This is a genomic window from Hyphomicrobium sp. (assembly GCF_009026145.1).
Classification (GTDB): domain Bacteria; phylum Pseudomonadota; class Alphaproteobacteria; order Rhizobiales; family Hyphomicrobiaceae; genus Hyphomicrobium_A.
The window spans coordinates 40504-62524 of record NZ_WBUE01000003.1 but is presented as its reverse complement, the minus strand read 5'-3'; the positions used below and the strand labels follow the sequence as shown (position 1 = coordinate 62524).

At 62.1% G+C, this 22021-nt stretch carries 20 protein-coding genes; 14 read left to right on the top strand and 6 right to left on the bottom strand.

The annotated features are described in order from the left end of the window. The first annotated feature begins 616 nt into the window (after positions 1-616). The 7 genes from F9K20_RS03660 to F9K20_RS03630 all read left to right on the top strand — a co-directional run bounded on the left by F9K20_RS03660 (position 617) and on the right by F9K20_RS03630 (position 6474). Positions 617-1213 (top strand): sigma-70 family RNA polymerase sigma factor, encoded by a 597-nt coding sequence (locus F9K20_RS03660; protein WP_290997473.1) that lies wholly within the window; start codon positions 617-619, stop codon positions 1211-1213. A gap of 5 nt (positions 1214-1218) precedes the next feature. Continuing rightward, entirely contained in the window at positions 1219-1884 is a 666-nt protein-coding gene (locus F9K20_RS03655) for a DUF1109 domain-containing protein (RefSeq protein ID WP_290997821.1), read from the top strand. Positions 1885-2004: 120 nt separating this feature from the next. Further along, positions 2005-3057 (top strand): methyltransferase domain-containing protein, encoded by a 1053-nt coding sequence (locus F9K20_RS03650; protein WP_290997472.1) that lies wholly within the window; start codon positions 2005-2007, stop codon positions 3055-3057. A gap of 41 nt (positions 3058-3098) precedes the next feature. Beyond that, the gene (locus tag F9K20_RS03645; protein WP_290997471.1) at positions 3099-3911 is read left to right on the top strand and encodes a phosphate ABC transporter substrate-binding protein; all 813 of its coding nucleotides are present in this window, start codon (positions 3099-3101) and stop codon (positions 3909-3911) included. Then, positions 3892-4746 (top strand): phosphate ABC transporter permease subunit PstC, encoded by an 855-nt coding sequence (pstC, locus tag F9K20_RS03640; RefSeq protein ID WP_290997470.1) that lies wholly within the window; start codon positions 3892-3894, stop codon positions 4744-4746. The genes F9K20_RS03645 and pstC overlap by 20 nt, the downstream gene beginning before the upstream one ends. Next, positions 4739-5614 (top strand): phosphate ABC transporter permease PstA, encoded by an 876-nt coding sequence (gene pstA / locus F9K20_RS03635; protein WP_290997469.1) that lies wholly within the window; start codon positions 4739-4741, stop codon positions 5612-5614. Before pstC ends, pstA begins: the two co-directional genes overlap by 8 nt. Then, positions 5611-6474 carry a phosphate ABC transporter ATP-binding protein gene (locus tag F9K20_RS03630; protein ID WP_290997468.1) on the top strand — a complete coding sequence of 288 codons (864 nt, stop codon included), beginning with the start codon at positions 5611-5613 and terminating at the stop codon, positions 6472-6474. The genes pstA and F9K20_RS03630 overlap by 4 nt, the downstream gene beginning before the upstream one ends. Before the next feature lie 279 nt (positions 6475-6753). Here F9K20_RS03630 and F9K20_RS03625 read toward each other — a convergent pair whose 3' ends face one another. From F9K20_RS03625 to F9K20_RS03610, 4 genes are all read right to left on the bottom strand, one after another. Further along, the gene (locus F9K20_RS03625; protein WP_290997467.1) at positions 6754-8145 is read right to left on the bottom strand and encodes a copper oxidase; all 1392 of its coding nucleotides are present in this window, start codon (positions 8143-8145) and stop codon (positions 6754-6756) included. 111 nt (positions 8146-8256) lie between these two features. After that, positions 8257-9654, bottom strand: coding sequence for a TolC family protein (locus F9K20_RS03620; RefSeq protein ID WP_290997466.1), 1398 nt, complete (start codon positions 9652-9654; stop codon positions 8257-8259). A gap of 107 nt (positions 9655-9761) precedes the next feature. After that, positions 9762-10040, bottom strand: coding sequence for a hypothetical protein (locus F9K20_RS03615; RefSeq protein WP_290997465.1), 279 nt, complete (start codon positions 10038-10040; stop codon positions 9762-9764). Between the two features lie 761 nt (positions 10041-10801). Next, positions 10802-11332 (bottom strand): cytochrome c, encoded by a 531-nt coding sequence (locus F9K20_RS03610; protein WP_290997464.1) that lies wholly within the window; start codon positions 11330-11332, stop codon positions 10802-10804. Between the two features lie 215 nt (positions 11333-11547). Here F9K20_RS03610 and F9K20_RS03605 point away from each other — a divergent pair, with 215 nt between their 5' ends. Next, positions 11548-12273, top strand: coding sequence for a response regulator (locus F9K20_RS03605; protein WP_290997463.1), 726 nt, complete (start codon positions 11548-11550; stop codon positions 12271-12273). After that, entirely contained in the window at positions 12270-13730 is a 1461-nt protein-coding gene (locus tag F9K20_RS03600) for an ATP-binding protein (protein WP_290997462.1), read from the top strand. The genes F9K20_RS03605 and F9K20_RS03600 overlap by 4 nt, the downstream gene beginning before the upstream one ends. A 354-nt stretch (positions 13731-14084) precedes the next feature. On the opposite strand, the gene F9K20_RS03595 is transcribed toward F9K20_RS03600, so the two are convergent. Continuing rightward, the gene (locus F9K20_RS03595) at positions 14085-14339 is read right to left on the bottom strand and encodes a hypothetical protein (RefSeq protein WP_290997461.1); all 255 of its coding nucleotides are present in this window, start codon (positions 14337-14339) and stop codon (positions 14085-14087) included. A gap of 318 nt (positions 14340-14657) precedes the next feature. Between F9K20_RS03595 and F9K20_RS03590 the strand changes: the two genes are divergently transcribed. The 4 genes from F9K20_RS03590 (at position 14658) to F9K20_RS03575 (ending at position 18188) form a co-directional block, all read left to right on the top strand. Further along, complete coding sequence (locus F9K20_RS03590) at positions 14658-14966, top strand: copper-binding protein (RefSeq protein WP_290997460.1); 309 nt, start codon at positions 14658-14660, stop codon at positions 14964-14966. Between the two features lie 442 nt (positions 14967-15408). After that, positions 15409-15561 carry a hypothetical protein gene (locus F9K20_RS03585; protein WP_290997459.1) on the top strand — a complete coding sequence of 51 codons (153 nt, stop codon included), beginning with the start codon at positions 15409-15411 and terminating at the stop codon, positions 15559-15561. 74 nt (positions 15562-15635) lie between these two features. Beyond that, complete coding sequence (locus F9K20_RS03580) at positions 15636-16073, top strand: DUF411 domain-containing protein (protein ID WP_290997458.1); 438 nt, start codon at positions 15636-15638, stop codon at positions 16071-16073. 345 nt (positions 16074-16418) lie between these two features. Then, positions 16419-18188, top strand: a complete 1770-nt coding sequence (locus F9K20_RS03575; protein WP_290997457.1) for an ABC transporter ATP-binding protein/permease — start codon at positions 16419-16421, stop codon at positions 18186-18188. 122 nt (positions 18189-18310) lie between these two features. Here the strand turns inward: F9K20_RS03575 and F9K20_RS03570 are convergent, their stop codons facing one another. Next, positions 18311-18475: a hypothetical protein gene (locus tag F9K20_RS03570; protein WP_290997456.1), complete on the bottom strand. Its 165-nt coding sequence runs from the start codon at positions 18473-18475 to the stop codon at positions 18311-18313. Positions 18476-19560: 1085 nt separating this feature from the next. Here F9K20_RS03570 and F9K20_RS03565 point away from each other — a divergent pair. Beyond that, positions 19561-22008, top strand: coding sequence for a heavy metal translocating P-type ATPase (locus F9K20_RS03565; RefSeq protein WP_290997455.1), 2448 nt, complete (start codon positions 19561-19563; stop codon positions 22006-22008). The last annotated feature ends 13 nt before the right edge of the window (positions 22009-22021 follow it).

The following is a 22021-nucleotide window of genomic DNA, read 5'->3' as shown; positions in this document are numbered from 1 at the left end:
GACACGATACACCCTGCGCTGGGTGGTGTGCGCTGACTGTCAAGTGCCCCTGTCACCCATCTCATGCAGCGCGCTCTCCAGCACTTCGATCCGCCTTCGGAGCGGTTCAGTCGCGGCCTCAACCTCCGCCAAGGTGAATCTCTGCGTGATGTGTTGCGAACAGTTCCACTTGAATATCCCGAGAGCCGGCTCATAGCCCCAAAGGTTCGCACCTTTGTAGATTTTGCGACGCCACGGTTGCGCTCGGCTCTCGCTGACTTATCTCCAAAATCGCGCCGGAAATCGCGCGAGGAACGCAGTTGAAACGATCGGGACCCTTCTAGACGCGACGTGCCAAGTCGGCCCGGTCGCGCAAACAAGCGGCACTCTCTGTGACCCGACAGGTCGCGCACATTCCGCTCTGCTGTGCATTTCGTTGGCGCATCGATGAAGGTTACGGGGTGAGTGCTTTCTTTCGGCAGCAAGAACGTATGCTCTTAGGCTACTGCGCGTGAAACGACTCTCAGTCGGACTCGTATATGCCTATAAGGCGTGAGGCAGGCCAAAAGCCTAAGAAGCGGAGTGTGACACTCAGTTCACGAGCCACTACGCTCAGCAAAGAATAAGAGCCGGTCACATGTCCGATCGAACAACCAATTATGCCCGTGGCCGGGCGGGTAGCGATACCCGCGAGGAGCGCTGGCGCAATCTGATGCGAGCCGCCCAGGATGGCGATCAGTCTGCCTATTCCATTTTGCTGTCCGAGATGCTGCCGATCCTTCGGGCCGTGGTTGGCAAGCGATGGCGGAACCGGCAAGACATCGAGGACATCGTCCAGGACGTTCTCCTGTCGGTCCATTCCGTCCGGCAGACATACGATCCCGCAAGGCCGTTTCTTCCCTGGCTCATGACCATCTCGGCGCGTCGGATCGCCGATGCAGCCCGCCGCGTTCACGCCCGTTCCACCAAGGAAACCACGGTCGAGATCATGCCTGAAACCTTCGCGGGCGATGAAACGAAGTCCTTTGAGCAAGTGAGTGATGATCAGGAGCTTGTGCGGGCAGCGCTCATGGCGTTGCCGGCTGGGCAGCGTCAGGCGATCGAACTCATGAAGCTGCAGGGTCTGTCGCTGCAGGAAGCATCGAAACAAACGGGCAAGAGCGTTGCCTCGCTGAAAGTGACAGTGCACAGGGCCATGAAGGCCATGCGGCAGGCGCTGAAGGGCGAGATGTGAGCAAGATGGAAACGGAACAACTCATCCGAAGCCTGGCGCGAGATGCCGAACCCGTCGAACGGCTTCCGCACCCCGCTTGGCGGGCCATTACCTGGGCCCTGCTCTCTGCGACCTACATTGCTCTGGTGGTCGCGGCTGTGGGGGTAAGGCCCGATATCACCGAAAGGCTGCAGGATCCCCGCTTTGTCATCGAAGTCGGCGCCGCTTTGCTTACGAGCGTCATGGCCGCCGCCGCGGCGTTCTGTGCCGGCTGCCCAGGCCGCCCTCTTTGGGAGCGCTTTGCGCCGTTCCCGTTCCTCATCATTTGGCTCGCGAGCCTCGGCGAGGGCTGCTGGCGCCAATGGGTACAGATCGGCCCGGACGGTCGACTGCAGTTCGACCTGATGTGCTTTGGCACCATCTTCGCCTTGAGCCTGCTGCCCGCGGTCCTCATCTTCGTCATGATCCGGCGCGGAGCGCCCATCGCGCCCATGTCCACGACCGGTCTTGCCACCCTCGCGGCAACCGCGCTCGCAGCCGCAGCCCTGCGCCTGTTCCATCCGCAAGATGTCAGCCTGATGCTGCTGGTCTGGCAGTTCGGCTCCGTGATCCTCCTCGCAGGCGCGGGCTTCTTGCTGGGCCACCGCATGTTGCAATGGACGCTGACCGAGCCGCGCTCCGGCGACGGATAGCCAGCCACCGCGCAGTCTTTCAACCCTGAGCATTATGTCGCGCGGCGCCACCCTGCCCACGCCTGAGGGAGAGTTCGGCTCATCGCATTTCCTCGAGACGTCAAACCAGAGGACGAACCGATGCATATCGAAATCGTGAAAGACTATTACGGCAAGGTCCTGCGCACCTCCGACGACCTGAAGACCAAGGCCTGCTGCACGCCAGACAATATGCCCGAGCGCATCAAGGTTCTCCTGGCCAACATCCATGATGAGGTCCTCGCCAAGTATTACGGCTGCGGCCTCGTGGCGCCGGAGCTGCTCGAGGGGCGCCGCGTGCTCGATCTTGGCTGCGGCTCGGGGCGCGATGTCTATGCGCTCGCCCAACTCGTAGGGCCGACGGGAGAGGTCGTCGGTGTCGACATGACGCCCGAGCAGCTCGAGACGGCACGCTCCCATGTGGATTGGCACATGGAGCACTTTCGCCACGCCAAAGCCAATGTGCGCTTCCTCCAGGGCTATATCGAGGAGCTTGCAGCGCTCGGTCTCGAGCCGGCTAGTTTCGACGTCGTCGTCTCGAACTGCGTCGTCAATCTCTCAATCGACAAGCGAGCCGTGCTCAAGGGCGTGTTCGATCTTCTGAGGCCAGGCGGCGAGTTCTACTTTGCCGACGTCTATGCCGACCGGCGGCTGCCAGAATCGCTGCGCGATGATCCGGTGGTCTATGGTGAGTGTTTGGGGGGCGCTCTCTATTGGGGCGATTTCCTGGCGCTGGCGCGGGCGTCAGGATTTGGCGATCCGCGCCTTGTCACGAGCCGTCCACTGGAGATCACGGATCCTCATGTCGAGGAGAAAATCGGGTTGGCGCGGTTCTATTCGGCGACCTACCGCCTGTTCAAGATCGATGCGCTTGAGCCGGCGTGTGAGGATTACGGCCAGGCGGTGATCTATCGCGGCGGCGTCCCTGAAGCGCCGCACATATTTCATCTCGATAGCCACCACGCCATCGAGCTCGGGCGCGTCTTCCCCGTGTGCGGCAACACCTGGCACATGCTCAAGCAGAGCCGGCTCGCCCCTCACTTCGAGTTCATCGGCGATTTTTCCACGCACTACGGCGTCTTCCCCGGCTGCGGCACGAACATCCCGTTCGCAGTCGACAAGGGTTCGCTGCCTCCCGCCTCGACCTGTTGCTAGCCGGCTCGAAACCTCGCGCAATCCCACACTGAGGAGATCAAATGCGTATCGGGACGTTCATGTTGGCGGGCCTTCTATTCGCCGCCACCATGCAGCCGGCCTCGTCTGCCGGGGGCAAGCTCGTCATCACCGGCTCAAGCACGGTGGCCCCGCTTGCAGCCGAAATCGCCAAGCGGTTCGAGGAAAAGAACCCTGGGAAACGCATCGATGTGCAATCGGGTGGATCGTCGCGCGGGATCAGCGATGCCCGGTCCGGCCTTGCCGATATCGGCATGGTCTCGCGCGCGCTTAGATCCGACGAAGCGGACCTCAAGGCCTTTGCCATTGCCCGCGACGGTGTCAGCCTCATTCTTCATCGCGATAATGTTGTTTCCGCTCTCTCGGACCAGCAGATCGTCGACATCTATACCGGCAAGATCACCGACTGGGCTCAGGTCGGGGGCAAGGTGGGACGTATCACGGTCGTCAACAAGGCCGAAGGGCGCTCGACGCTCGAGCTCTTCCTGCACCACTTCAAGTTCAAGGCGAGCGATATCAAGGCGCAGGTGGTCATTGGGGATAACCAGCAGGGCATCAAGACAGTAGCGGGAAACCCGGGGGCGATCGGCTACGTCTCGATCGGAACCGCCGAGTTCGAGGTGGGCGCAGGGACGCCCATCAAGCTCCTGGGCATGGCGGGCGTCGCGGCTTCCGTCGAGAACGTGCGCAACGGCAGCTTTCCGCTCGCCCGCCCCCTCAATCTGGTCACGAGCGCGGAGCCGCAAGGCCTCGCCAAAGCCTTCATCGATTTTGTGCAGTCCGCTGATGTCCAGGATCTCGTGGAGGAGCAGTACTTTGTCCCCCTCGGTCCGTGATGCGCGGCTGCTGCGATGGCTCGCATTCGCAGCCGGGCTCGCCTCCGCTGTGCTGGTTCTTATCGTACTTTTTTTGGTGCGGGAATCGTGGCCGGTCATCGTCCGGTACGGCCTGATGCGCTTCCTTTCCGATCGCAGCTGGCACCCAACCGAGGGCGCGTTCAGCCTCGTTCCGATGCTAGCCGCTTCAGCGGCAACCTCGGCGCTGGCGATCGCGGTGGCGACACCGCTCGGCGTAGCCGCGGCTATCTTTTGTCGATTCTATGCCACCGGCGCCATCGGTCGAATCCTGCATTGGATGATTGTGCTGTTGGCAGGCGTTCCTTCGGTCGTACTTGGGCTGTGGGGACTGACGGTAATCGTGCCGCTCATCCTCAAGATTGCCCCGCCAGGCACCAGCCTGCTTGCTGGCAGCCTGGTCCTCAGCCTGATGACTCTGCCCACCATTGCTCTGACGACAGAGGCCGCGCTGGCGAGCTTGCCCTCATCTTACTGGGTCGGCGCCGCTGCGCTTGGTCTGTCGCGGGAAGCCACAATCATGAACGTTGCGATCCCCGCCACGAAAGCCAGCATTTTTGCCGGTGTCATACTCGCGTCAGCTCGCGCGCTCGGTGAGACCATGGCTGTGCTTATGGTAAGCGGCAATGTCGTACAGCTGCCAAAGTCGCTCTTCGATCCGGTCCGCACGCTAACTGCAAATATCGCGCTGGAGATGGCCTACGCAACAGGAGATCATCGAGCGTCACTCTTCGTTTCGGGCCTCGCGTTGACTGCAGTGGTGCTGCTGCTTGCGGCTGCGGCGAGGCGCAGTGGTGGACAGGTGGTGCATGCATAGCCTCGCCGCCTACAAGAGCGCTCGCCGGATCGCTCTACGCGACCGCACACTCCATCTGCTCGTGCTTGCCGCCGCGGCGGCGACCGCCGCGACGTTCGGCTGGCTCCTCCTCGACATCGTCTGGCACGGTGCCGACCGCATAGGTTGGGAATTTCTGACCGCAGCACCGCGCAATGCCGGGCGCAGCGGCGGTATCGCGCCAATTCTGCTGGCCACAGTGCTCATTATCACCGTCGCGCTCGCCGTGTCGGCGCCTTTGGGCCTCGCGACGGCTATCCTCCTGTCTGAGTTCACACGCCCGGGCGGGCGCATTGGACATTGGATAGGCCTCAGCCTCGATATCCTTGCCGGCGTACCGTCGATTGTATTCGGCCTGTTTGGCAATGCCTTCTTCTGCGTGTGGCTGGGCCTGGGATTCTCGATACTTTCCGGCGGGCTGACTCTGGCTTGCATGGTCCTGCCGATCCTCATTCGTACAGCCGAATCCGGACTGCGAACCGTTCCCAACGACTGGCGCTTAGGAGCGGCTGCGCTCGGCATTTCCAAGGCCAGCGCACTGGTGAACGTGCTGATTCCCGCGGCCGCACCGGCCCTGGTAGCGGGCCTGATGATTGGAATCGGTCGTGCCATGGCGGAGACAGCCGCGCTCATATTTACGAGCGGCTACGTAGACCGCATGCCCACCTCACTGCTCGACTCGGGCCGCGCCATCTCGGTGCACATCTACGACCTGACTATGAACGTCGCCGGCGGAGACCGCAGCGCATATGCCTCCGCGCTGGCGCTCATCGCGCTTCTCATTCTTATCAATGGCGCTGCGTTGTGGCTTGCCGAGAGCACCCTCAAGCGAAGGATCACAGCATCATGAGCATCACCGGCGAGATCGAAGGCCTTGTCGAAGCTGTCGATGGGAAGGCGTACACTGTCGGTCCGCTGCTTTCCGGCCCTCCGTGCTGCAGGCCTGAGACGCAGATCAGGGTCGATGGCCTGTCTCTTGGCTACGACGGGAAGCCTGCACTCAAGGATGTCAGCCTCGATATCTATCGCGGCTGCATCACTGCGCTCATTGGTCCGTCGGGATGCGGCAAGACGAGCCTCCTTTCGAGCCTCAATCGCCTGACCGATCTAATTCCGGGATGCCGGGTAGAAGGCCGCATCATGCTTGATGGCGCGGAGATCCATCTGCCCAACGTGGACGTCCAGGCCCTGCGGCGGCGCGTCGGCATGATCTTTCAGAGGCCCAATCCGTTTCCCCTTTCCATCCGGCGCAATTTGGAGATGCCACTCAGAGAACACGGTGTGACAGGCCGCGCCGAGCTCTCGGAGCGCGTCGAGCAGTGCCTGAGGGACGTGGGCCTTTGGGATGAGGTCAAGGATCGGCTGGACGGCGCCGCGCTGTCTCTCTCGGGAGGCCAGCAGCAGCGCCTTTGCATCGCGCGGGCCCTGGTGCTTGAGCCGGAGATATTGCTGATGGACGAGCCCTGCAGTGCCCTCGACCCGCTGTCATCGGCGGTCGTCGAGGATCTCATAGAAACACTGCGCGGGCGCTATACCATTGTCATTGTCACACACAATCTCGGCCAGGCCCGGCGCATTGCCAACTATGCGGCATTTTTCTGGGTCAGTGACCGCGCAGGTACTCTCATCGAGTTTGACCAGTGTCGTCGCTTGTTCGAGGCGCCGCGCCACCAGCTCACGGCAGCCTATGTGCGCGGGCTCAGGGGTTGAGCACGACCGTGCATTTTATGATGCACCTGCTCGGTCAAGGACATGCCTGCGCTTGCGCTGATCCGGCGATGCATCATAAGCAGCTCTCAGGGCCGCCTCTAGGCGTCGCCGCCGTTGTCGGCGACGATGATCTCATCGACCGGATCGTTTCGCGCGGCGGATAGCGTGCTTCGAGCTCCAAGAGCATCTTTCGACGCGCATCGCTGCTGCGCGCGCGCGCGAGCGGCGAGAGCCAAGAACCACGGATTAGGTGCGGCCCGCGCGAGCGCCATATATCGGCTAGTCGCCGGAGTGGCCGCCGTGCGGTTTGACAGCTTTGTATTGGGCGTCGCCAGGCCCCGCGGCGTCGCCGGATGCGGCCGGCGCATCGGGCATCTCGCCCTTCCATTCAAAGGCGACCGTGCCTTTTGGGTGTTTGAACCAGCCCGGATCCTTGTAGTCCCCCGGCGCCAAGCCGTCGCGCACCTTGACGACAGTGAACATGCCGCCCATCTCGACCGCACCGAACTGAGCAAAGCCGGACATCATCGGCAGGGTGTTGTCGGGCAGCGGCATGCTCATCTCGCCCATCTCGGCCATGCCATCCTTGCCCATGGCCATGTAGCCGCCGCCGACAAGGCTGCGGATCTGCTTCTGGATCCCCCTCTGGTCCACCCCGATGTACGTCTTCACGTTGTGACCCATGGCGTTCATGGTGTGGTGCGACTTGTGGCAGTGCAGCGCCCAGTCGCCCTCGTACGCGGCGTCGAACTCGAAGGCGCGCATGGCACCGACCGGCACATTGATCGTGGTCTCGGGCCAACGGGCGCTTTCCGGCACCCATCCGCCGTCGGTGCAGGTGACGCTAAAGTGGTAGCCGTGCATGTGAATGGGGTGGCTGGTCATGCTGAGGTTGCCCATGCGCACCCGCACCCGGTCGCCCTTGCGCACGGCAAGATGATCAATGCCCGGGAACACGCGGCTGTTAAAGGTCCACAGGTTGAAGTCGAGCATCTCCGCGACCTTCGGTACGTAGCCGCCCGGTTCGATCATATAGGCGGCAAGCAGGAACACGAAATCGCGGTTCACGCGGTGAAGCTTCGGGTCGCGCGGGTGCACGATGAATGAGCCCATCATGCCCATCGCCATCTGCACCATCTCGTCGGCGTGCGGGTGGTACATGAAGGTGCCACTGTCGTGGAGCTGGAACTCGTAGACGAACGTCTGGCCGGGCTTGATGTGCGGCTGCGTGAGGCCGCCGACGCCGTCCATGCCCGAGGGCAGGATCTGTCCGTGCCAGTGCACGGTCGTGTGCTCGGGCAGTCTGTTGGTGACGAAGATACGTACTTTGTCTCCCTCGACGGCTTCGATTGTCGGCCCGGGGGACTGGCCGTTGTAACCCCACAGATGCGCCTTCATGCCCGGCGCCAGTTCGCGCACCACCGGCTCGGCGACGAGATGGAACTCCTTCCAGTCGCCGTTCTGCCGCCAGGGCAGTGTCCAGCCGTTGAGCGTGACGACCGGTTGATAGTCGGGCCCCGACGAGGGCGCGAGCGGGGGTTGCATCACGGGCGAGGTCTGCACCGGCGCCTCGGGAATTCCGGCCGCTGCCGCGCGCCCCGACACCAGACCGGTATTCAACAGCGCAAGGCCGCCGCTCGCGGCGATGAAATTCCTCCGGGAGAGGGTCATGACGCGCTCCTCGCGATCGTGCATATTCGAGGTCCCATGTAAGAGCTTACGCTTAGCTCCCCAATGGCGTTACCGGTCATTTCCGGTCCCGCTTGAATGCGAAAGACCTATTCAATCTGCGCTCGCGCTCGGCGCCAGAGCGGCAGTTTCCGATGGCCCCGAGGGAGCATCTGCCGCACCGCCGCCGACGATTGCCACGTGCAGGTCGACCTTGGCGAGCCAGAAGTCGCGCCTCGCCTCGATCGCCTGCACGTTGGCTAGGATGCGGGCGCGGGCGTCCACCAGCAGCTCGAAGAGATCGGTCAGCATGCCGCTGTAGTTGAGCAGCTCCTGCTCGGAAATGATCTCGCGCAGCGGAAGAATCTCCTTTTCGAAGTGACGGGCGATATCGTATGTGCCGCGATAGGTCTGGTATGCCTCGTTTGCCTGCGAGCGCACATTCACCGCGCTCTCGATGAGCAGGTTGACGGCGCGCATGTACTCCTGCTCGGCCAGCCGCGTGCGCGCTCGGCCAAAATCATAGATCGGAATCTGGAAGCCAATTTCGTAGCCGTTGAATTTCTCCTTATCCCGCAGCTCCTCTCCATTGGTCTGCGGTATGAGCGTGTTATCCGACGTATTGATGCCGGCCACCTCCAGCATGTTGATGAAGCGGGTTGCACTCGTCAGGTCGTATTGCTTGGCGAGAATGGCGAGTTCCATGCGCGCGATTTGCAGATCGGCGCGCGACAACACCGCCTGGGTCTCCACGTCGGCGATAGCCGGCGGGGGCGGTGGCAGCTTGGCGAGCACGCCGGGTAGCTCGTAGCTCGTCTGCGCGCCCCAAAGACCGAGCGCGCGGTTGAGCTTCTGGCGCTCGGACCGCTGGCGCAGGCGTGCTATTGCGAGCTGCGCAGACACCTCGGCATAGAAGGCGTGCTCGCGCGCCTGATCGAGCTTGGGCAGGGCGCCAGTCTCGCCGAGCTTCTTTGACAGCTCCGAGACCGACTCCGCCGATAGCCGCGCCCGCTCCAGGAAGCTGACGGTCTGATTGGCGGCAACGGTCCTATAATAGGCGCGGCTAGCGATTGCAGCGGTGCGCAACGTTTCTTCGACGGCGCGCACCTGAGCCTGCTGGAACTTGGCCTCGGCAATCTCCCGCCGCCGGGGCAGCGTCAGCAAACCGAGCACGTTCTGCACGATCTGCCGCTCGATTTCGAACTGTCCCGTGGTGAAGAGCTTGGAGAGCGCGAAGGCTGGGCTCGGCGGCAGGCTGGCCTCGACCATTTGCGCTTCGGAAACGCCGAGCTCGTTGTAGGCAGCTTGTAGCCCGCGGTTGTTGAGAAGCGCGATCTGGACTGCCGATTCGGGGCCTATTGGCTCGGCGAGTAACGATTGGACGCGTGCCTCGATGGCCGCCGCATCGGCCTGGTTGCTGATCTTCACCACGTCCTTATCGAGTTGTGCACCGGCCTGCTCCTCGACCGGCAGCATCCCACCGTCGGGCGAGAAGTGGGCGCAAGCCGTCATCGCCAGGGACGCGGCGAGCGCCGCGATGGTCCCCGCGATTCCTCGCCGGCTAATCGCTACTTCTCGGCCTCGGTTCAGCATCTCGCACCTGGGCAACGCTCACTCGTTTAGTGGTGGTGATGGCCCGACATTCCGTCGTCCGGTTTCGGTGATGACGGCGGCGCGCCACCGTCTTTCGGCATCACGCGGCGATTGACGCCGCCCCAGGGCAACGGCTCGACGGGTCGAAAACTGCGTGTGCCGCTCATGACTGAGCCGTAGTGCTGCGGCGGAACGGCCAGCGGCTCGTCAGGCACAGGTCCGGCATAGGGCCAATCGAGATTGCGCTCGCCCCAGCCGGTTAGCAGCAGCAGTAACAGCGCCAAAGCCGGTTTTGGTACACGCATTGATCAGCTCCAATTCGTGCGCCCATGGCGCACTGCCCGCGAATTCAGTGTCGCGGGGACCACGCTCGTACGGGCTTCAATCAACTACGATGCGCAGCCGGGTGATGCTGCTACGTGTCGGCAAGCATCACTGAGCTCGAGCCGGGGGTTGGCCCGTCAAGCCTTTGGTGGCCGATCGAGCCCATAGAGAGGCTCCCTGTAGTACACCGCTCGCAGTGGCCAGAGGCGGGTGTGAACGACGCCCGCTATGACGATCGGCTCCCAGCCACTGTTCACGTGGCCCGCCGTATGTGCGGAGGTGCACGGCGCTGTACCGCCTTGGCAGCAACACACGCCCGGGCATGTGGTTGAGCAACCGTCCTTGGGAAGACCGGGAGTGGACTCCACAATGGACGTTGTTTCGTAGAGCGAAGAATCTCGTGCGCGGGAGGTTGTGAGTGAGCGGAGCGCGCTGGCGGCAACTCGTGGCGACTCACTTTGAGTGCCAGCAGCGTGATCGCAGGCCGCGGCAGCCGTACTCAGCCCCAACACGAGGCACGCCAGTACGATCATGGTGATCCGGCAGAGCGGCATGCGGATCCTGTGCAAAATCCGTTTACATCTTTTGCTAAGCGCTTGGCGGGGGCCCTTCAAGTTGACTTACAGGCGGAGACGTCCGTCAGGATGCGAGTGTGGTCACACGACAACAGGCCTGTTACGACCTGTTACGAAAACTCCGGTGCATGGAGCCGATATTTGAGAGCAATGAGACCGGAGAGTCGTCAATGCTCGTGTTCGTTACCAGCTGCGCGGCCCTCGTCCGCGAAGCGCTGGTACTGATCAGCCGTCATGTTTGGCAGCTGCCTCACAAACGCGACGATGTTCCAAAGCGTCTGGTCATCGTGCGTGGGGCCGAACGCCGGCATGCCGGTCATCTTGATGCCGTTCTTGATGATCCAAAAGAGATTTGCATTGGTCCAATTGTTTGCGACCACCGCCAGATCGGGAGCCCGTGGCCGCAGCCCCTTGCCCGCGGCACTTCGCATCCGCCCGGGCGCACCATGACAGCCTGCACACATCGCGCGAAACTCGTTCGAGCCCGCCTGCACCTGCGCCTCGGTGAAGCTCTCCGGAGCGACAATCGCCGATGAACGCACAGCGACGGATCGCTGCATCGTCGTGTGGAGAATCCACGTCGTCATCGAGCTGTCGGGGTTCGTAGCAGCGACATTAAACGCACCGCTTAGAATGGCAGCAACCCCGCCAGCGACGACGACGAAAACAGCCAGGGCAAGACCAGCGAGAAGCTTCATCGGTGCGCACTCCGGATTCGATGTGGAGGCTACGGTGCGGTGCAAACCCGATCCTCGGATTCACCAATCTGGTTGCAACCGATCCCGCTGTCGAGCCGGAAGGAGTAACGGAATCACACACCTGGGACTGTTACGCGCTGTTACAAAGTGGCCCCTGCCAGCCATGTGCCCAGCCTTAAGCTCACACGCGATGGATAAAGATAAGGGGCGTGGCGATGCCCGTCGAGCCGCACATTCTCATCGTCGATGACGACCAGGAGCTGCGCAATCTCCTCTCTCGCTTCCTACGAAAGCAGGGGCTGCGCGTCGACGTTGCCGCCGACGGCCAAGAGATGAGGCGAATCCTTGCCGTCACCAAAGTCGACCTCATCGTCCTCGATCGCGTAATGCCGCATGATGACGGCTTGGTGCTCTGCCGCGAACTGAGAGAGGCGAGCCGCATTCCCATTATCCTGCTGACCCTGCTCGGATCCGACAGCGATCGCATTCTGGGGCTCGAAATGGGCGCCGACGACTATGTGCAGAAGCCATTCAACCCGCAGGAGCTGCTGGCACGCATCAGAGCCGTTCTGCGACGTGCCAACGAGCTGCCTTTGCAGAACGTGCTGGAGAAAGCCAGGGTCTTGCGTTTCGAGGGTTGGAGGCTCGATCGGGCGCGCAGGCGACTGGAGTCCCCGGCGGGAGTAAATGTCGTACTGACCGACGGCGAATTCGATCTTCTCCTAGCGTTTGCGGAACACCCCCAGGTTACCCTGTCGCGAGAGCAGCTGCTGGATCTCGCGCGCGGTCGTTCAGCCATCGCCTTTGATCGAGGCATTGACATGCAAGTCACGCGGCTTCGCCGCAAGATCGAGAGCGACCCGCAACAGCCGCAGCTCATCAAGACAATCCGCAACAAGGGATATGCGTTCACGCCCGAGGTGATTGGGAGCGCGGAATGAGCCAAGCATTCGACACCGTCAAAGGCCGAGTCATCATCATCCTTCTCGTATTCTTATCGCTGTCACACCTGATGGGCCTATGGCTTTATGCGCAGCGAAGCGATGTGACGACCGGTCTGCTGCACGATGCGCTTCTAGCCGATTGCATCGCATCGATCTCGAAGCTCGCTGAGAGCACTCCCATTGAAAAGCGCGCATCCGTACTGGCCCTCGTCAGTGGCCCGCTCCTGCGTTTCTCCGTTTCCTCGACTGCTTCTTCCTCGAATGCTTCGCTGGGTCAAAGTCAGCAGGAGGGCACGCGGCTACATTTCTTCGAGCATATGCTGAGTGCCTTCCTGGGACGCGAGTTGCTCGAAGGCATTCGCGTTGCCTATTTCGAGGAGAGTGTGGCGAGCAGCAAGGGTCTGCTCGCGACGATGAACAGCTCGGCTCATACCCAGATTGACCACATCCCTGAGGTGCCGTTGGCCGAGATCAACCCTCAAGGCACGGTTGTAACTGAGGTGCGTCTCGCGGATGGAACGTGGATGACAGCGACCGCCCCTTTGCTGAGCGTCACTCCCTTCTCATTTTGGAAGACCGGCGCGGCGCTCGGGGCAATGTTGACGTCGGTGCTAGTTGTGGCTGCCTGGGTGCTGCAACGCTGGACGCAGCCGCTAACGTACTTCGCGGCCGCTGCGGAACGTCTGGGAACCGACATTCACTCGCCGCCTTTGAGCGAGAACGGGCCTTTGGAGGTGCGCACGGCAGCCAAGGCATTCAATCGCATGCAGGACCGGGTCCGGCGCTTGGTCGAAGACCGTATTGCCCTTGCTGCGGCCATAGCGCACGACCTGGGAACGCCGATAACTCGATTGCGTCTCAGGGCGGAGGAGATCGGCGACGCTGAAATTCGCGAGCCGATCCTGCAAGACCTGCAGCAAATGCGCCGGATGGTCTCGGCTACGCTCGGCTTTGCTCGCCTCGATTTCACGGCCGAGCCGACTGAGATGCTTGATGTGATGTCGCTCGTGCAGCGTGTGGCGGATGATCTGAGCGATGCTGGCGCTGAGGTTGCGGTCAATGGGCCAAAGCGCCTTCCTGTCCGCTCCAAGCCGGTCGCCGTGCAGCGTGCGTTGACGAATATCGTCGAGAACGCCGTGAAGTACGGCAACCGGGCTAGGATCAATGTTACCGAGCGAGCCGGTGGGGTTGAGATCACGGTGGACGACGAGGGTCCCGGAATTCCTGAAGCTCTCCAAGCGGAGATCTTCGAGCCGTTCCGTCGCTTACCCCACTCGACCGGCGAGGCGACCGAGGGCACAGGACTGGGTCTAACGGTTGCCCGGAGTTTGATACGCGGTCTTGGTGGCGATATCACCGTCGCCAATCGTGCGGCGGGTGGTCTTCGCGTCACGATCTCCTTACCGTCCTTCGGTGAGACGCACCTACGAGAGTGGGCCGCACAGATCTCTTAGATCTGTGAGAGCGTCGCAGCGCGCAGCCGCAATTCAGCCGGGCCAAACCCGGCATATCGTTACACGCGGTTACCAGAATTTCCGGTCCCGTTCCGCAAATCTCCGTCGTTTGACGCCATATCAACTATCGCTGACGGTCGATGAACTCGAGAAGGCCTGCTTCTCCGGAGGTTCCCACGATCCGTGTCGCGGAACCGGCCGGCCAAGCACGGAATTGATTCGGAGATGCGCTCCGAAATTGGAGAGATCCAAGGAGTGATGACGATGACAAGCTTCAAGGAAATGTGTGCTGCTGCACTGCTGCTCGGCTTGACCAGCGCGATTCCGAGTTCGGTGCTCGGTGCGCCCATCCCCTCAACCGCTGCAAAGATACATGAGGGAGACCGCGCCGCTCAGCAGGTCCATTACCGACCATATCGCCACTGCCATTGGCGCCACGGTCATAGGCGGTGTCATGGTCATGTCAGTTACTATGACGGCTATGGGTACGGCTACGGCTACGGACCTGGCATTGTCCTCGGATTCGGACGCGGCCATCACGGCCATCACGGCCATCATGGCCATCACGGCGGCCATGGCGGGCATCACGGTGGCGGCCACGGTGGGCATGGCGGTCACCACTGAGCTTGCGACCCCGTGTTGAGCAGAGCACCCCCTATCGGCTCGGACTCGTCGCGGCGATATCACCATTGCCGACCATGCGTGGGGCGGTCTTCGCGTTATGATCCGTTTCCCGGCAGCCGAAGCGGCCGAGCCGTCGGTCAGGCGGCCTTTCGCCATTTGATATGCGTCAGGCGCGTTACATCCGGTTACCCGAATTTCCCTATCCTGCCCCTGCAAATCGCCGAATATTGATGCCACGTCGAAATGCCGAGACTGCTGTGTACGGCATCGACCAGGCAGGGTGTGACGAGAGGGATCGAGACTATGCGCAAGCTCGTGTTGGCGGCCGCCGTCATCATTGCATGGAGTGCGGGCTCGCAGCTGGCATTCAGCCACGATGGGTATGACCACCCAGTAGTTGCCGGTAAGGTGACGAAAGTCGATGTATCCGCTGGCAAAGTCACTATCGCTCACGACGCCATACCCAACTTGCAGATGGAGGCCATGACGATGGTGTTCAAAGCCGGTGACCCCTCCATGCTCAATGAGCTGAAGCCTGGCGACGCCATCAAGTTCATGGCCGACAGAGTGAACGGCGAGTTGACCGTCACTGAGATCGACATGGCTAGGTAACGCGCATGCGTGCTTTGCGGCTCGCTATTGTTGTCCTGCTCTCGGTGGGCATCACGCTGTTGCCCGCGGCCGCAGCCGTGCAGCACACACATGCCGCCATGTGCATGCAGTTGGTCGACGCGCAACATGGCGACTGTGGTTGCTGCGGCGAAGCGGCTCCCTGCGTCCAAGCCCCGTGCGGAGCCCAATGCTTGAGCACGCAAGCCGCACTGCCCGTTGATAATAGACTAAGTTCGCCATCACGCGCGAACTTGCGCGTTGCGCATTCAGCGATCCCCCGGTCGCTGATGCTCACGCCTGATCCACCTCCTCCGCGAGCCTGATTGGGATGTGCGGTCAAGACCTGGGTCTGGACTGACGTCCGCTTGGTCGCTGATCGCCGTGCTTTACGTGCGCTGCAGCAGCGGCGCGCAACTCAATCAGGACATAACGGAGAACTTCCATGAAGACGCTTATTGTTCTTGCCATGCTAGGCGGTATCACGATGACGGCGCTTGCCGGCCAGGCTCTCGCCCATCACAAGCCGGGCTATCACGATAGCCTGCCCAAGCCGCAGACGGTGCAGTTGCCATCGCCTTCCAAGGCACGCAACTAAGTCGAAAGGCAGGTCCGCGGCGTGCCGCGGACCTGCTTCGCCTGCGAGGCAACGCTTGTGAGAGGAAACGGAAAATGGTGCGCGCGATTCTGATGGCGGCTGCATTCTTAGCGATGCTGCTCCCTGCCGCGGCTACGGAGTTGGTTCCAGCGACGCTCTATAAGAACCCGAGCTGCAAGTGCTGCGACGGCTATGCGAATTACTTGCGATCCAATGGCTTCAGAGTGACGGTCATCGAGCACCCCAACATGACGCTGATCAAGCAGAAGCACGGCGTCCGCGATGACCTCGAGAGCTGCCACACCGTGCTTGTTGACGGCTACGTCGTGGAAGGGCACGTGCCTGTGGGTGCTATAAGGCGGCTGCTCACTGAGAGGCCGGCCATCAAGGGCATCGCACTTCCTGGAATGCCTGGGGGCTCGCCCGGCATGTCCGGCACCAAAGACGGTCCGTTCGAGATCTTGTCGATTGGGGACAAAGGCGGCACGCCGGCCGTCTTCGCAGCCGAATAGCCGAGCAGCAAAGCGTCTAGGGCGGGATCTGGTATGCGGTGCGGGCAGGCCTCAGTCGCAGTCGTCGCCTAAATCTTCAGCCCTGTCCTATTTTGCCCAATATATAGGCAGAGCGCACGTTGCCCAGGCAATGTCCTTAGCAACGGAGATTTCCTCTGTTCAATGATAAATTGATTTTCCATCATTTCTTCAGAATAGGAGCGTTGGCACGTGGTCTGCAAATCGTGCTGCGATCGCTCCCGATAGCGACGCGCGACAGCCGGTTCCATCCCAAAGATTGTCTGCGGGCCGGGCACTCATTGCGCGGCTGGGCAGGAGCATTTTCGCCCAATCGTGACGGCAGGGATGCTGGACATTGCACGAAAGCAGCTAGGCGCCATATGGCAACTTGCGGCCCCCTACTTCCGGGCGCGTGAGGAGACCACCACCCACTTCGGCCCGCTGGGCACTTGGACCGTCAGGGAAGCGTGGGTCGGACGCGCGCTTCTGCTTGCCATCGTCGCGACCGAATTTGCGCAAGTCTCTCTGACCGTCTGGTTCAATTACTGGAACGCACTGTTCTTCGATGCACTCCAGAACAAGGATCTGCCTGCGTTCTGGCAGCAGCTCATAGTCTTTTCCATCATTGCTGCAGCCTTCATTCTGGTCTCGGTCTACCAGCTATATCTCAATCAGTGGCTGCAGATCCGCTGGCGCCGGTGGATGACCCATAGCTACCTCGACCACTGGCTAGGGGGCGGTGCGCATTACCGCATGCGCCTCAAAGGAGAGCCTGCCGACAATCCCGACCAGCGCATCGCCGATGATATTGCGATGTTCGTCGAGCAGACGCTGTCACTCGGCATCGGACTGTTGTCGGCGGTAACAACGCTCGCCTCGTTCGGCGTCATACTTTGGGGAATCTCCAGCCAGGTTCCATTGGTGATTGCCGGCTATGAGCTTGCCGTACCCGGTTATCTGGTATGGATCGCAGCCGTATTCTCGCTGGTGGCAACGATTGGCGCGCATCTGATCGGTCGCCGGCTCATCGGTCTCAAGTTCCATCAGCAGCGCCTCGGAGCCGACTTCCGTTTTGGTCTTGCGCGCCTGCGTGAGCATGCGGAACAGGTTGCGCTCATGGGCGGAGAGTCTGCTGAGCGCTCCCTGCACTCCCGCCGCTTCGCAAGTCTTGTCGGCAACTGGCACGACATCATGCGTCGGCAGAAGATGCTGACGTTCTTCACGGCAGGATACAATCAGGCCGCCGTCATCTTGCCTTACGCCATCCTCGCGCGGCCATTCTTCACCGGCCAGATTCCGCTCGGCACCTTGATGCAGACGGCCGGCGCCTTCGGGCAGGTTCAGACGTCGTTTTCGTTTTTCGTCAGCGCCTATGCGCGTCTGGCGGAATGGAAGGCCGTTGTCGATCGCCTCTCGGGATTCGAACGAGAGACCGTGCTTGCGCGCGAGCACACTGCCGGCGGTGGCGCAATGGTCGAGGGCGGGGCAAGTGGCTCGTCACTGTCCGTTGCCGACCTGCATGTGACGACTCCGGACGGCACGCTGCTGCTGGAGAACATGAATTTCGCCGTCGAGTCTGGTCAGGCACTGCTCCTCAGGGGTCCTTCCGGATGCGGTAAGACGACGTTGTTGCGCGCCATCTGCGGTTTTTGGCCCTACTCCGGAGGACGTGTCGCGCTGCCTAACGGTGGGCGCGTGCTCGTTCTGCCGCAAGCGCCTTATCTGCCGCTTGGATCTCTGCGGGCGGCACTCGCCTACCCAGCCGAGGAGCACACTGTTGCGGAGCCGGATCTACACCACGCACTCGCCAAGGCAGGCCTTGCCGGCCTCGTCGCGTCTCTCGATCACGTCGCCCCATGGAGCAGCGTCCTTTCGCCCGGAGAGCAGCAGCGGCTCGGCTTTGCCCGCGCGCTCATTGCCCAGCCCGATGTTCTATTCCTCGACGAGGCAACGTCAGCGCTCGACGAGGCGTCTGAGGCGTACCTCATGCGGACCATACGCGCCGAGCTGCCCAATGCGGCGATCGTCTCCATTGGGCATCGCTCTTCGCTCGTGTCTCAGCATCATCGCGTGATCGATCTCGGTCAGCAGCTTGCGCTCGTCCAGTCTGCGTAATCACGCGAATACGAGCATGCAGTTCGGCCCGACCTCTCGTTGCCGAGAAGTCGGACCGCCGCTGAGTATGCCGTGACGTTCTCACAGAGACCGACCGTCGGCATATTGGATCTCACTTGTAGCTATGGGAGCTGTGGACCCTGCGGGGCCTGTGGCTTCATCGGGCATCCTGCGGTGAAGATACCCGGCACGCAGTGTCCGGTCTTATGGTGCGCCTGCGCCGCCGCAATGAAGCCGACGGAGGCGATCGAAGCAGCGAGAAGCGCTGCAAGTAGAGTTTTCAGCATCTTCTTCTCTCCCGAGTTTTGATGACCGCTCGCGGGATCACAGTCAGGGGTCGGCCCATGACAGGGCCGATCCCAGGTTGCCGTCCCTATTTCTTTGGCGGTACCTGCGGTGTGGTCGGTGTGAGATAGCATCCGTGAACAGAGGTACCCGGTGGGGGGCACCTTTGCTGCGCCTGCGCGACGCCGGCGAACCCGATGATCGCCAGCGCGCCCGCGGTCAAAGCCGCAGTGAGTGATTTCAGCATTTTCGTATCTCCCGAGGTTGATTGCCATTCGCCGCCGCGCACCAGTGCGCCAGCGTACGTCGGGCAAGCGACGCGGCTCACCCAGCCAGATTGGCAGGTTCAAGCGCGGGGGGGCGGGGTGGGAGGTCTCTGTGCCAGCCCATGCAGTGCCAGTGGCACCACGCCGCTCATCGCGGCATGTCCCAGTGTTGGTACGGGGTAGGAGGCGTCTGACGCTGGCCCCATCTGTACGCAGCTCATGCCGCAAACGGCAGCAGCGCACCCGTCAGCCATATCGCAGCAGGGGCAATTCCCATCCATGGGAGAATGAGACGCAGCTTGCGCGTGATCAACGAGTGCCGCAGAGGAGCCCATCATCGCATTCGCTGTCGCGATGGGCGCGAGTACGAGCGCGATGCTCACGAGCGCTGCAGCGAAGGGCCGGATGATCGACATGCGCCTCACCTTGAGCCGAAACCTGACATGGTGCTGCGTTTGTGGTCGGTCAAGGCACACTCAGGTGCGTTGAATTCAAAAATTATAGCTGCCGATCGAGTCGATCACTTGATATCCGTTAATGGCCCACATCGGTCTCTCGCAATCCCGCAACTGCGAGATGCGCGGCAAGCGTCGTCCCCAGACGTTGGGAATGGTCACTGTTACCAGCCGTTACAATTCGCGCCCAGGCGATCCAACCGGCAATGACTTACATCAATTCCCGGGTGCTCGGTGCCTGGCCTTATAGCCCACTGTTGCGCCCATTCGGCGAACTCTGCGCGGTGGCGATGTGAGCTATCGCCAACCCGATCTTGCGACGTTCCCAATTGGATGCGGCAAGCTGTGAATTAGTCAGGAGGGCGGATGCAAACCATCAACTTGCACGTGGGTGAGCTGCTGTCACCGCTCGGAGCGCGTGGCGTCGAGAAACAGCTGGCGAAGCTCGACGGCGTCACGGCCGTCGCGGTCAACCCGGTCTCCGGTTGCGCGACAGTCATCTACGACGAGCAGCGGATCACAGTCGCGGCCATCGAGCAGGCGATCGAAGCCTGCGGCCATCACTGTGCGGGGAGGCTGGAACCCAAGCATCTCTGCAACAGCGCCAAACCCGTTCACGAAGAGACCACTTCACGCTCGAACGACCGAGCAGGCGAGCACGCGCATGGCGCTCATGCCGCGCGTCCGCCAGAAGCTCAACGCGTCGCGCCGACGGATCGCGAACCAAAGCCGGCGCATGTCCATGCCGCCGCCAAGGCGCCGATGGACGCGATGACCCATGAAATGGGCCATGCAGCGGGTATGGATATGCAGGACATGGTTCGCGACATGCGCAACCGGTTCTGGATCAGCTTGGTCTTCAGTATCCCGATCTTCCTCTATTCGCCGATGGGCATGGGCTTCGTAGAATTGCCGCCCCCCTTCGGCATGGACCTCAATCTGTTCCTGTTCTTCCTGGCCAGCGCCGCCATCCTCTATCCGATATGGCCGTTCGTCGTCGCAGCCGTGCGCGCGCTGCGCAATGGCGTCCTCAACATGGCCGTGCTCGTCGTCCTCAGCGTCGGCACCGGCTACCTGTTCAGCGTCGGGGCCACGTTCTTCTTTGAAGGCGAACAGTTCTACGAGGCCTCCGCCGTCCTGCTCGTCTTCATTCTGCTGGGTCACTGGCTCGAGATGCGCGCTCGGGCAGGGGCCTCGGAAGCGATCCGCGCCCTGCTCGATCTGGCGCCCCCTATGGCAACGGTGCTGCGCAAGGGGCGCGAGATCGAGATTCCAACGGCAGAGGTGCTGGTCGGCGACACGGTCGTCATCCGGCCAGGAAACAAAATCCCCGTCGATGGCAAAGTCACCGAGGGTCGTTCCACTGTCGATGAATCGATGTTGACCGGCGAGTCGATGCCGATCGAGAAGCAGCCCGGCGACACGGTTATCGGCGCGACGATCAACAAGAGCGGAACCTTCCGCTACACGGCCACCAAGGTAGGGGCGGACACAGCCCTGGCGCAGATCGTGAAGCTGGTGCAGGAGGCGCAGAACTCCAAAGCGCCGGCGCAGCTCCTGGCCGATCGCGCATCGCAATGGCTTGTGCTGGCCGCCATCGTGATCGGGCTTCTGACCTTTGCGGTTTGGTTCTGGTGGATTGGCGAGACCCTATTGTTCGCCATGACTCTCACCATCACCGTCTTTGTCATCGCCTGCCCGGATGCGCTCGGGCTGGCAACGCCCATGGCCATCATGGTCGGCACCGGCCTCGGGGCCATGAACGGAATCCTCTTCAAGAACGCCGCCGCCCTCGAGGACGCAACGAAGCTCGACGTCATCATCTTCGACAAGACCGGGACGCTCACCGTCGGGCAGCCGGAGGTCGTCGATGTGGTGGTGGCGAAGGGCGCGACTGTCGACGACGTGCTGACAACCGCGGCCTCGGTCGAGCAGGGGTCGGATCATCCCCTGGCGCAAGCCATCGTCCGGCGCGCGCAAGGGCTCGCCGTGCCTGCGCAATCGGGCTTCGAGAACCTCGAGGGCATGGGCGCGCGCGCCGAGATCGGAGGCGAGACGGTGTTCTTGGGCAATCGCCGGCTCATGGATGCGCAGAAGCTCGCGCTCGGCGGGCTCAAAGCTGAAGCGCAGCGGCTGCAGGGCGCCGGCCGGACCGTGGTGCATGTGGCGCGGGCTGGCAAGGTAATCGGATTAATCGCCATTGCCGACGCGTCGCGGCCGACGGCGGCCGCCACCGTCGCCCAATTGCGCGAGCGGGGCGTGCAGGTCGCCATGTTGACCGGCGACAACGCCGGCACTGCCGAGCGCATTGCCCGCGACCTTGGCGTCGATATCGTGCTCGCCGATGTGCTGCCGGGGCAGAAGGCCGATAAAGTAAAGGAGCTGCAGGCGCGGGGGAAAAAGGTCGGCATGGTCGGCGATGGCGTCAACGATGCCCCGGCCCTGACGCAGGCCGACGTCGGGTTTGCCATTGGCGCGGGCACAGACGTGGCCATCGAAAGCGCCGATGTGGTGCTGATGAAGAGCGATCCCTACGATGTTGTCGGCGCCGTAGAGCTGTCACGCGCCACGCTGCGCAAGATGCATCAGAACCTGTGGTGGGCGGTTGGCTACAATGTCATCGCCTTTCCCTTGGCCGCCGGAGTCTTCTATCCCTTCCTGCTCAGCCCCGAGATCGCCGCTCTTTCCATGTCCGGCAGCTCGGTGATCGTCGCCGTCAACGCGCTCATGCTGAAGCGCGTCAAGCTCGCCGGTATCTCGCGATACAGCAGCAAACAGGAGCTTGCCTTACGCCCAGCGGAGGCCACTGCGTGATCGAGGGGTTGAG

Excerpts from the sequence above, each read along its gene's own strand:
- F9K20_RS03660 (WP_290997473.1), top strand. The coding sequence starts at position 617 with ATGTCCGATCGAACAACCAATTATGCCCGTGGCCGGGCGGGTAGCGAT.
- F9K20_RS03655 (WP_290997821.1), top strand. The coding sequence starts at position 1,219 with ATGGAAACGGAACAACTCATCCGAAGCCTGGCGCGAGATGCCGAACCC.
- F9K20_RS03650 (WP_290997472.1), top strand. The coding sequence starts at position 2,005 with ATGCATATCGAAATCGTGAAAGACTATTACGGCAAGGTCCTGCGCACC.
- F9K20_RS03645 (WP_290997471.1), top strand. The coding sequence starts at position 3,099 with ATGCGTATCGGGACGTTCATGTTGGCGGGCCTTCTATTCGCCGCCACC.
- pstA (WP_290997469.1), top strand. The coding sequence starts at position 4,739 with ATGCATAGCCTCGCCGCCTACAAGAGCGCTCGCCGGATCGCTCTACGC.
- F9K20_RS03630 (WP_290997468.1), top strand. The coding sequence starts at position 5,611 with ATGAGCATCACCGGCGAGATCGAAGGCCTTGTCGAAGCTGTCGATGGG.
- F9K20_RS03625 (WP_290997467.1), bottom strand. The coding sequence starts at position 8,145 with ATGACCCTCTCCCGGAGGAATTTCATCGCCGCGAGCGGCGGCCTTGCG.
- F9K20_RS03620 (WP_290997466.1), bottom strand. The coding sequence starts at position 9,654 with ATGACGGCTTGCGCCCACTTCTCGCCCGACGGTGGGATGCTGCCGGTC.
- F9K20_RS03615 (WP_290997465.1), bottom strand. The coding sequence starts at position 10,040 with ATGCGTGTACCAAAACCGGCTTTGGCGCTGTTACTGCTGCTGCTAACC.
- F9K20_RS03610 (WP_290997464.1), bottom strand. The coding sequence starts at position 11,332 with ATGAAGCTTCTCGCTGGTCTTGCCCTGGCTGTTTTCGTCGTCGTCGCT.
- F9K20_RS03605 (WP_290997463.1), top strand. The coding sequence starts at position 11,548 with ATGCCCGTCGAGCCGCACATTCTCATCGTCGATGACGACCAGGAGCTG.
- F9K20_RS03600 (WP_290997462.1), top strand. The coding sequence starts at position 12,270 with ATGAGCCAAGCATTCGACACCGTCAAAGGCCGAGTCATCATCATCCTT.
- F9K20_RS03595 (WP_290997461.1), bottom strand. The coding sequence starts at position 14,339 with ATGCCCACCGTGGCCGCCACCGTGATGCCCGCCATGGCCGCCGTGATG.
- F9K20_RS03590 (WP_290997460.1), top strand. The coding sequence starts at position 14,658 with ATGCGCAAGCTCGTGTTGGCGGCCGCCGTCATCATTGCATGGAGTGCG.
- F9K20_RS03585 (WP_290997459.1), top strand. The coding sequence starts at position 15,409 with ATGAAGACGCTTATTGTTCTTGCCATGCTAGGCGGTATCACGATGACG.
- F9K20_RS03580 (WP_290997458.1), top strand. The coding sequence starts at position 15,636 with ATGGTGCGCGCGATTCTGATGGCGGCTGCATTCTTAGCGATGCTGCTC.
- F9K20_RS03575 (WP_290997457.1), top strand. The coding sequence starts at position 16,419 with ATGCTGGACATTGCACGAAAGCAGCTAGGCGCCATATGGCAACTTGCG.
- F9K20_RS03570 (WP_290997456.1), bottom strand. The coding sequence starts at position 18,475 with ATGCTGAAAACTCTACTTGCAGCGCTTCTCGCTGCTTCGATCGCCTCC.
- F9K20_RS03565 (WP_290997455.1), top strand. The coding sequence starts at position 19,561 with ATGCAAACCATCAACTTGCACGTGGGTGAGCTGCTGTCACCGCTCGGA.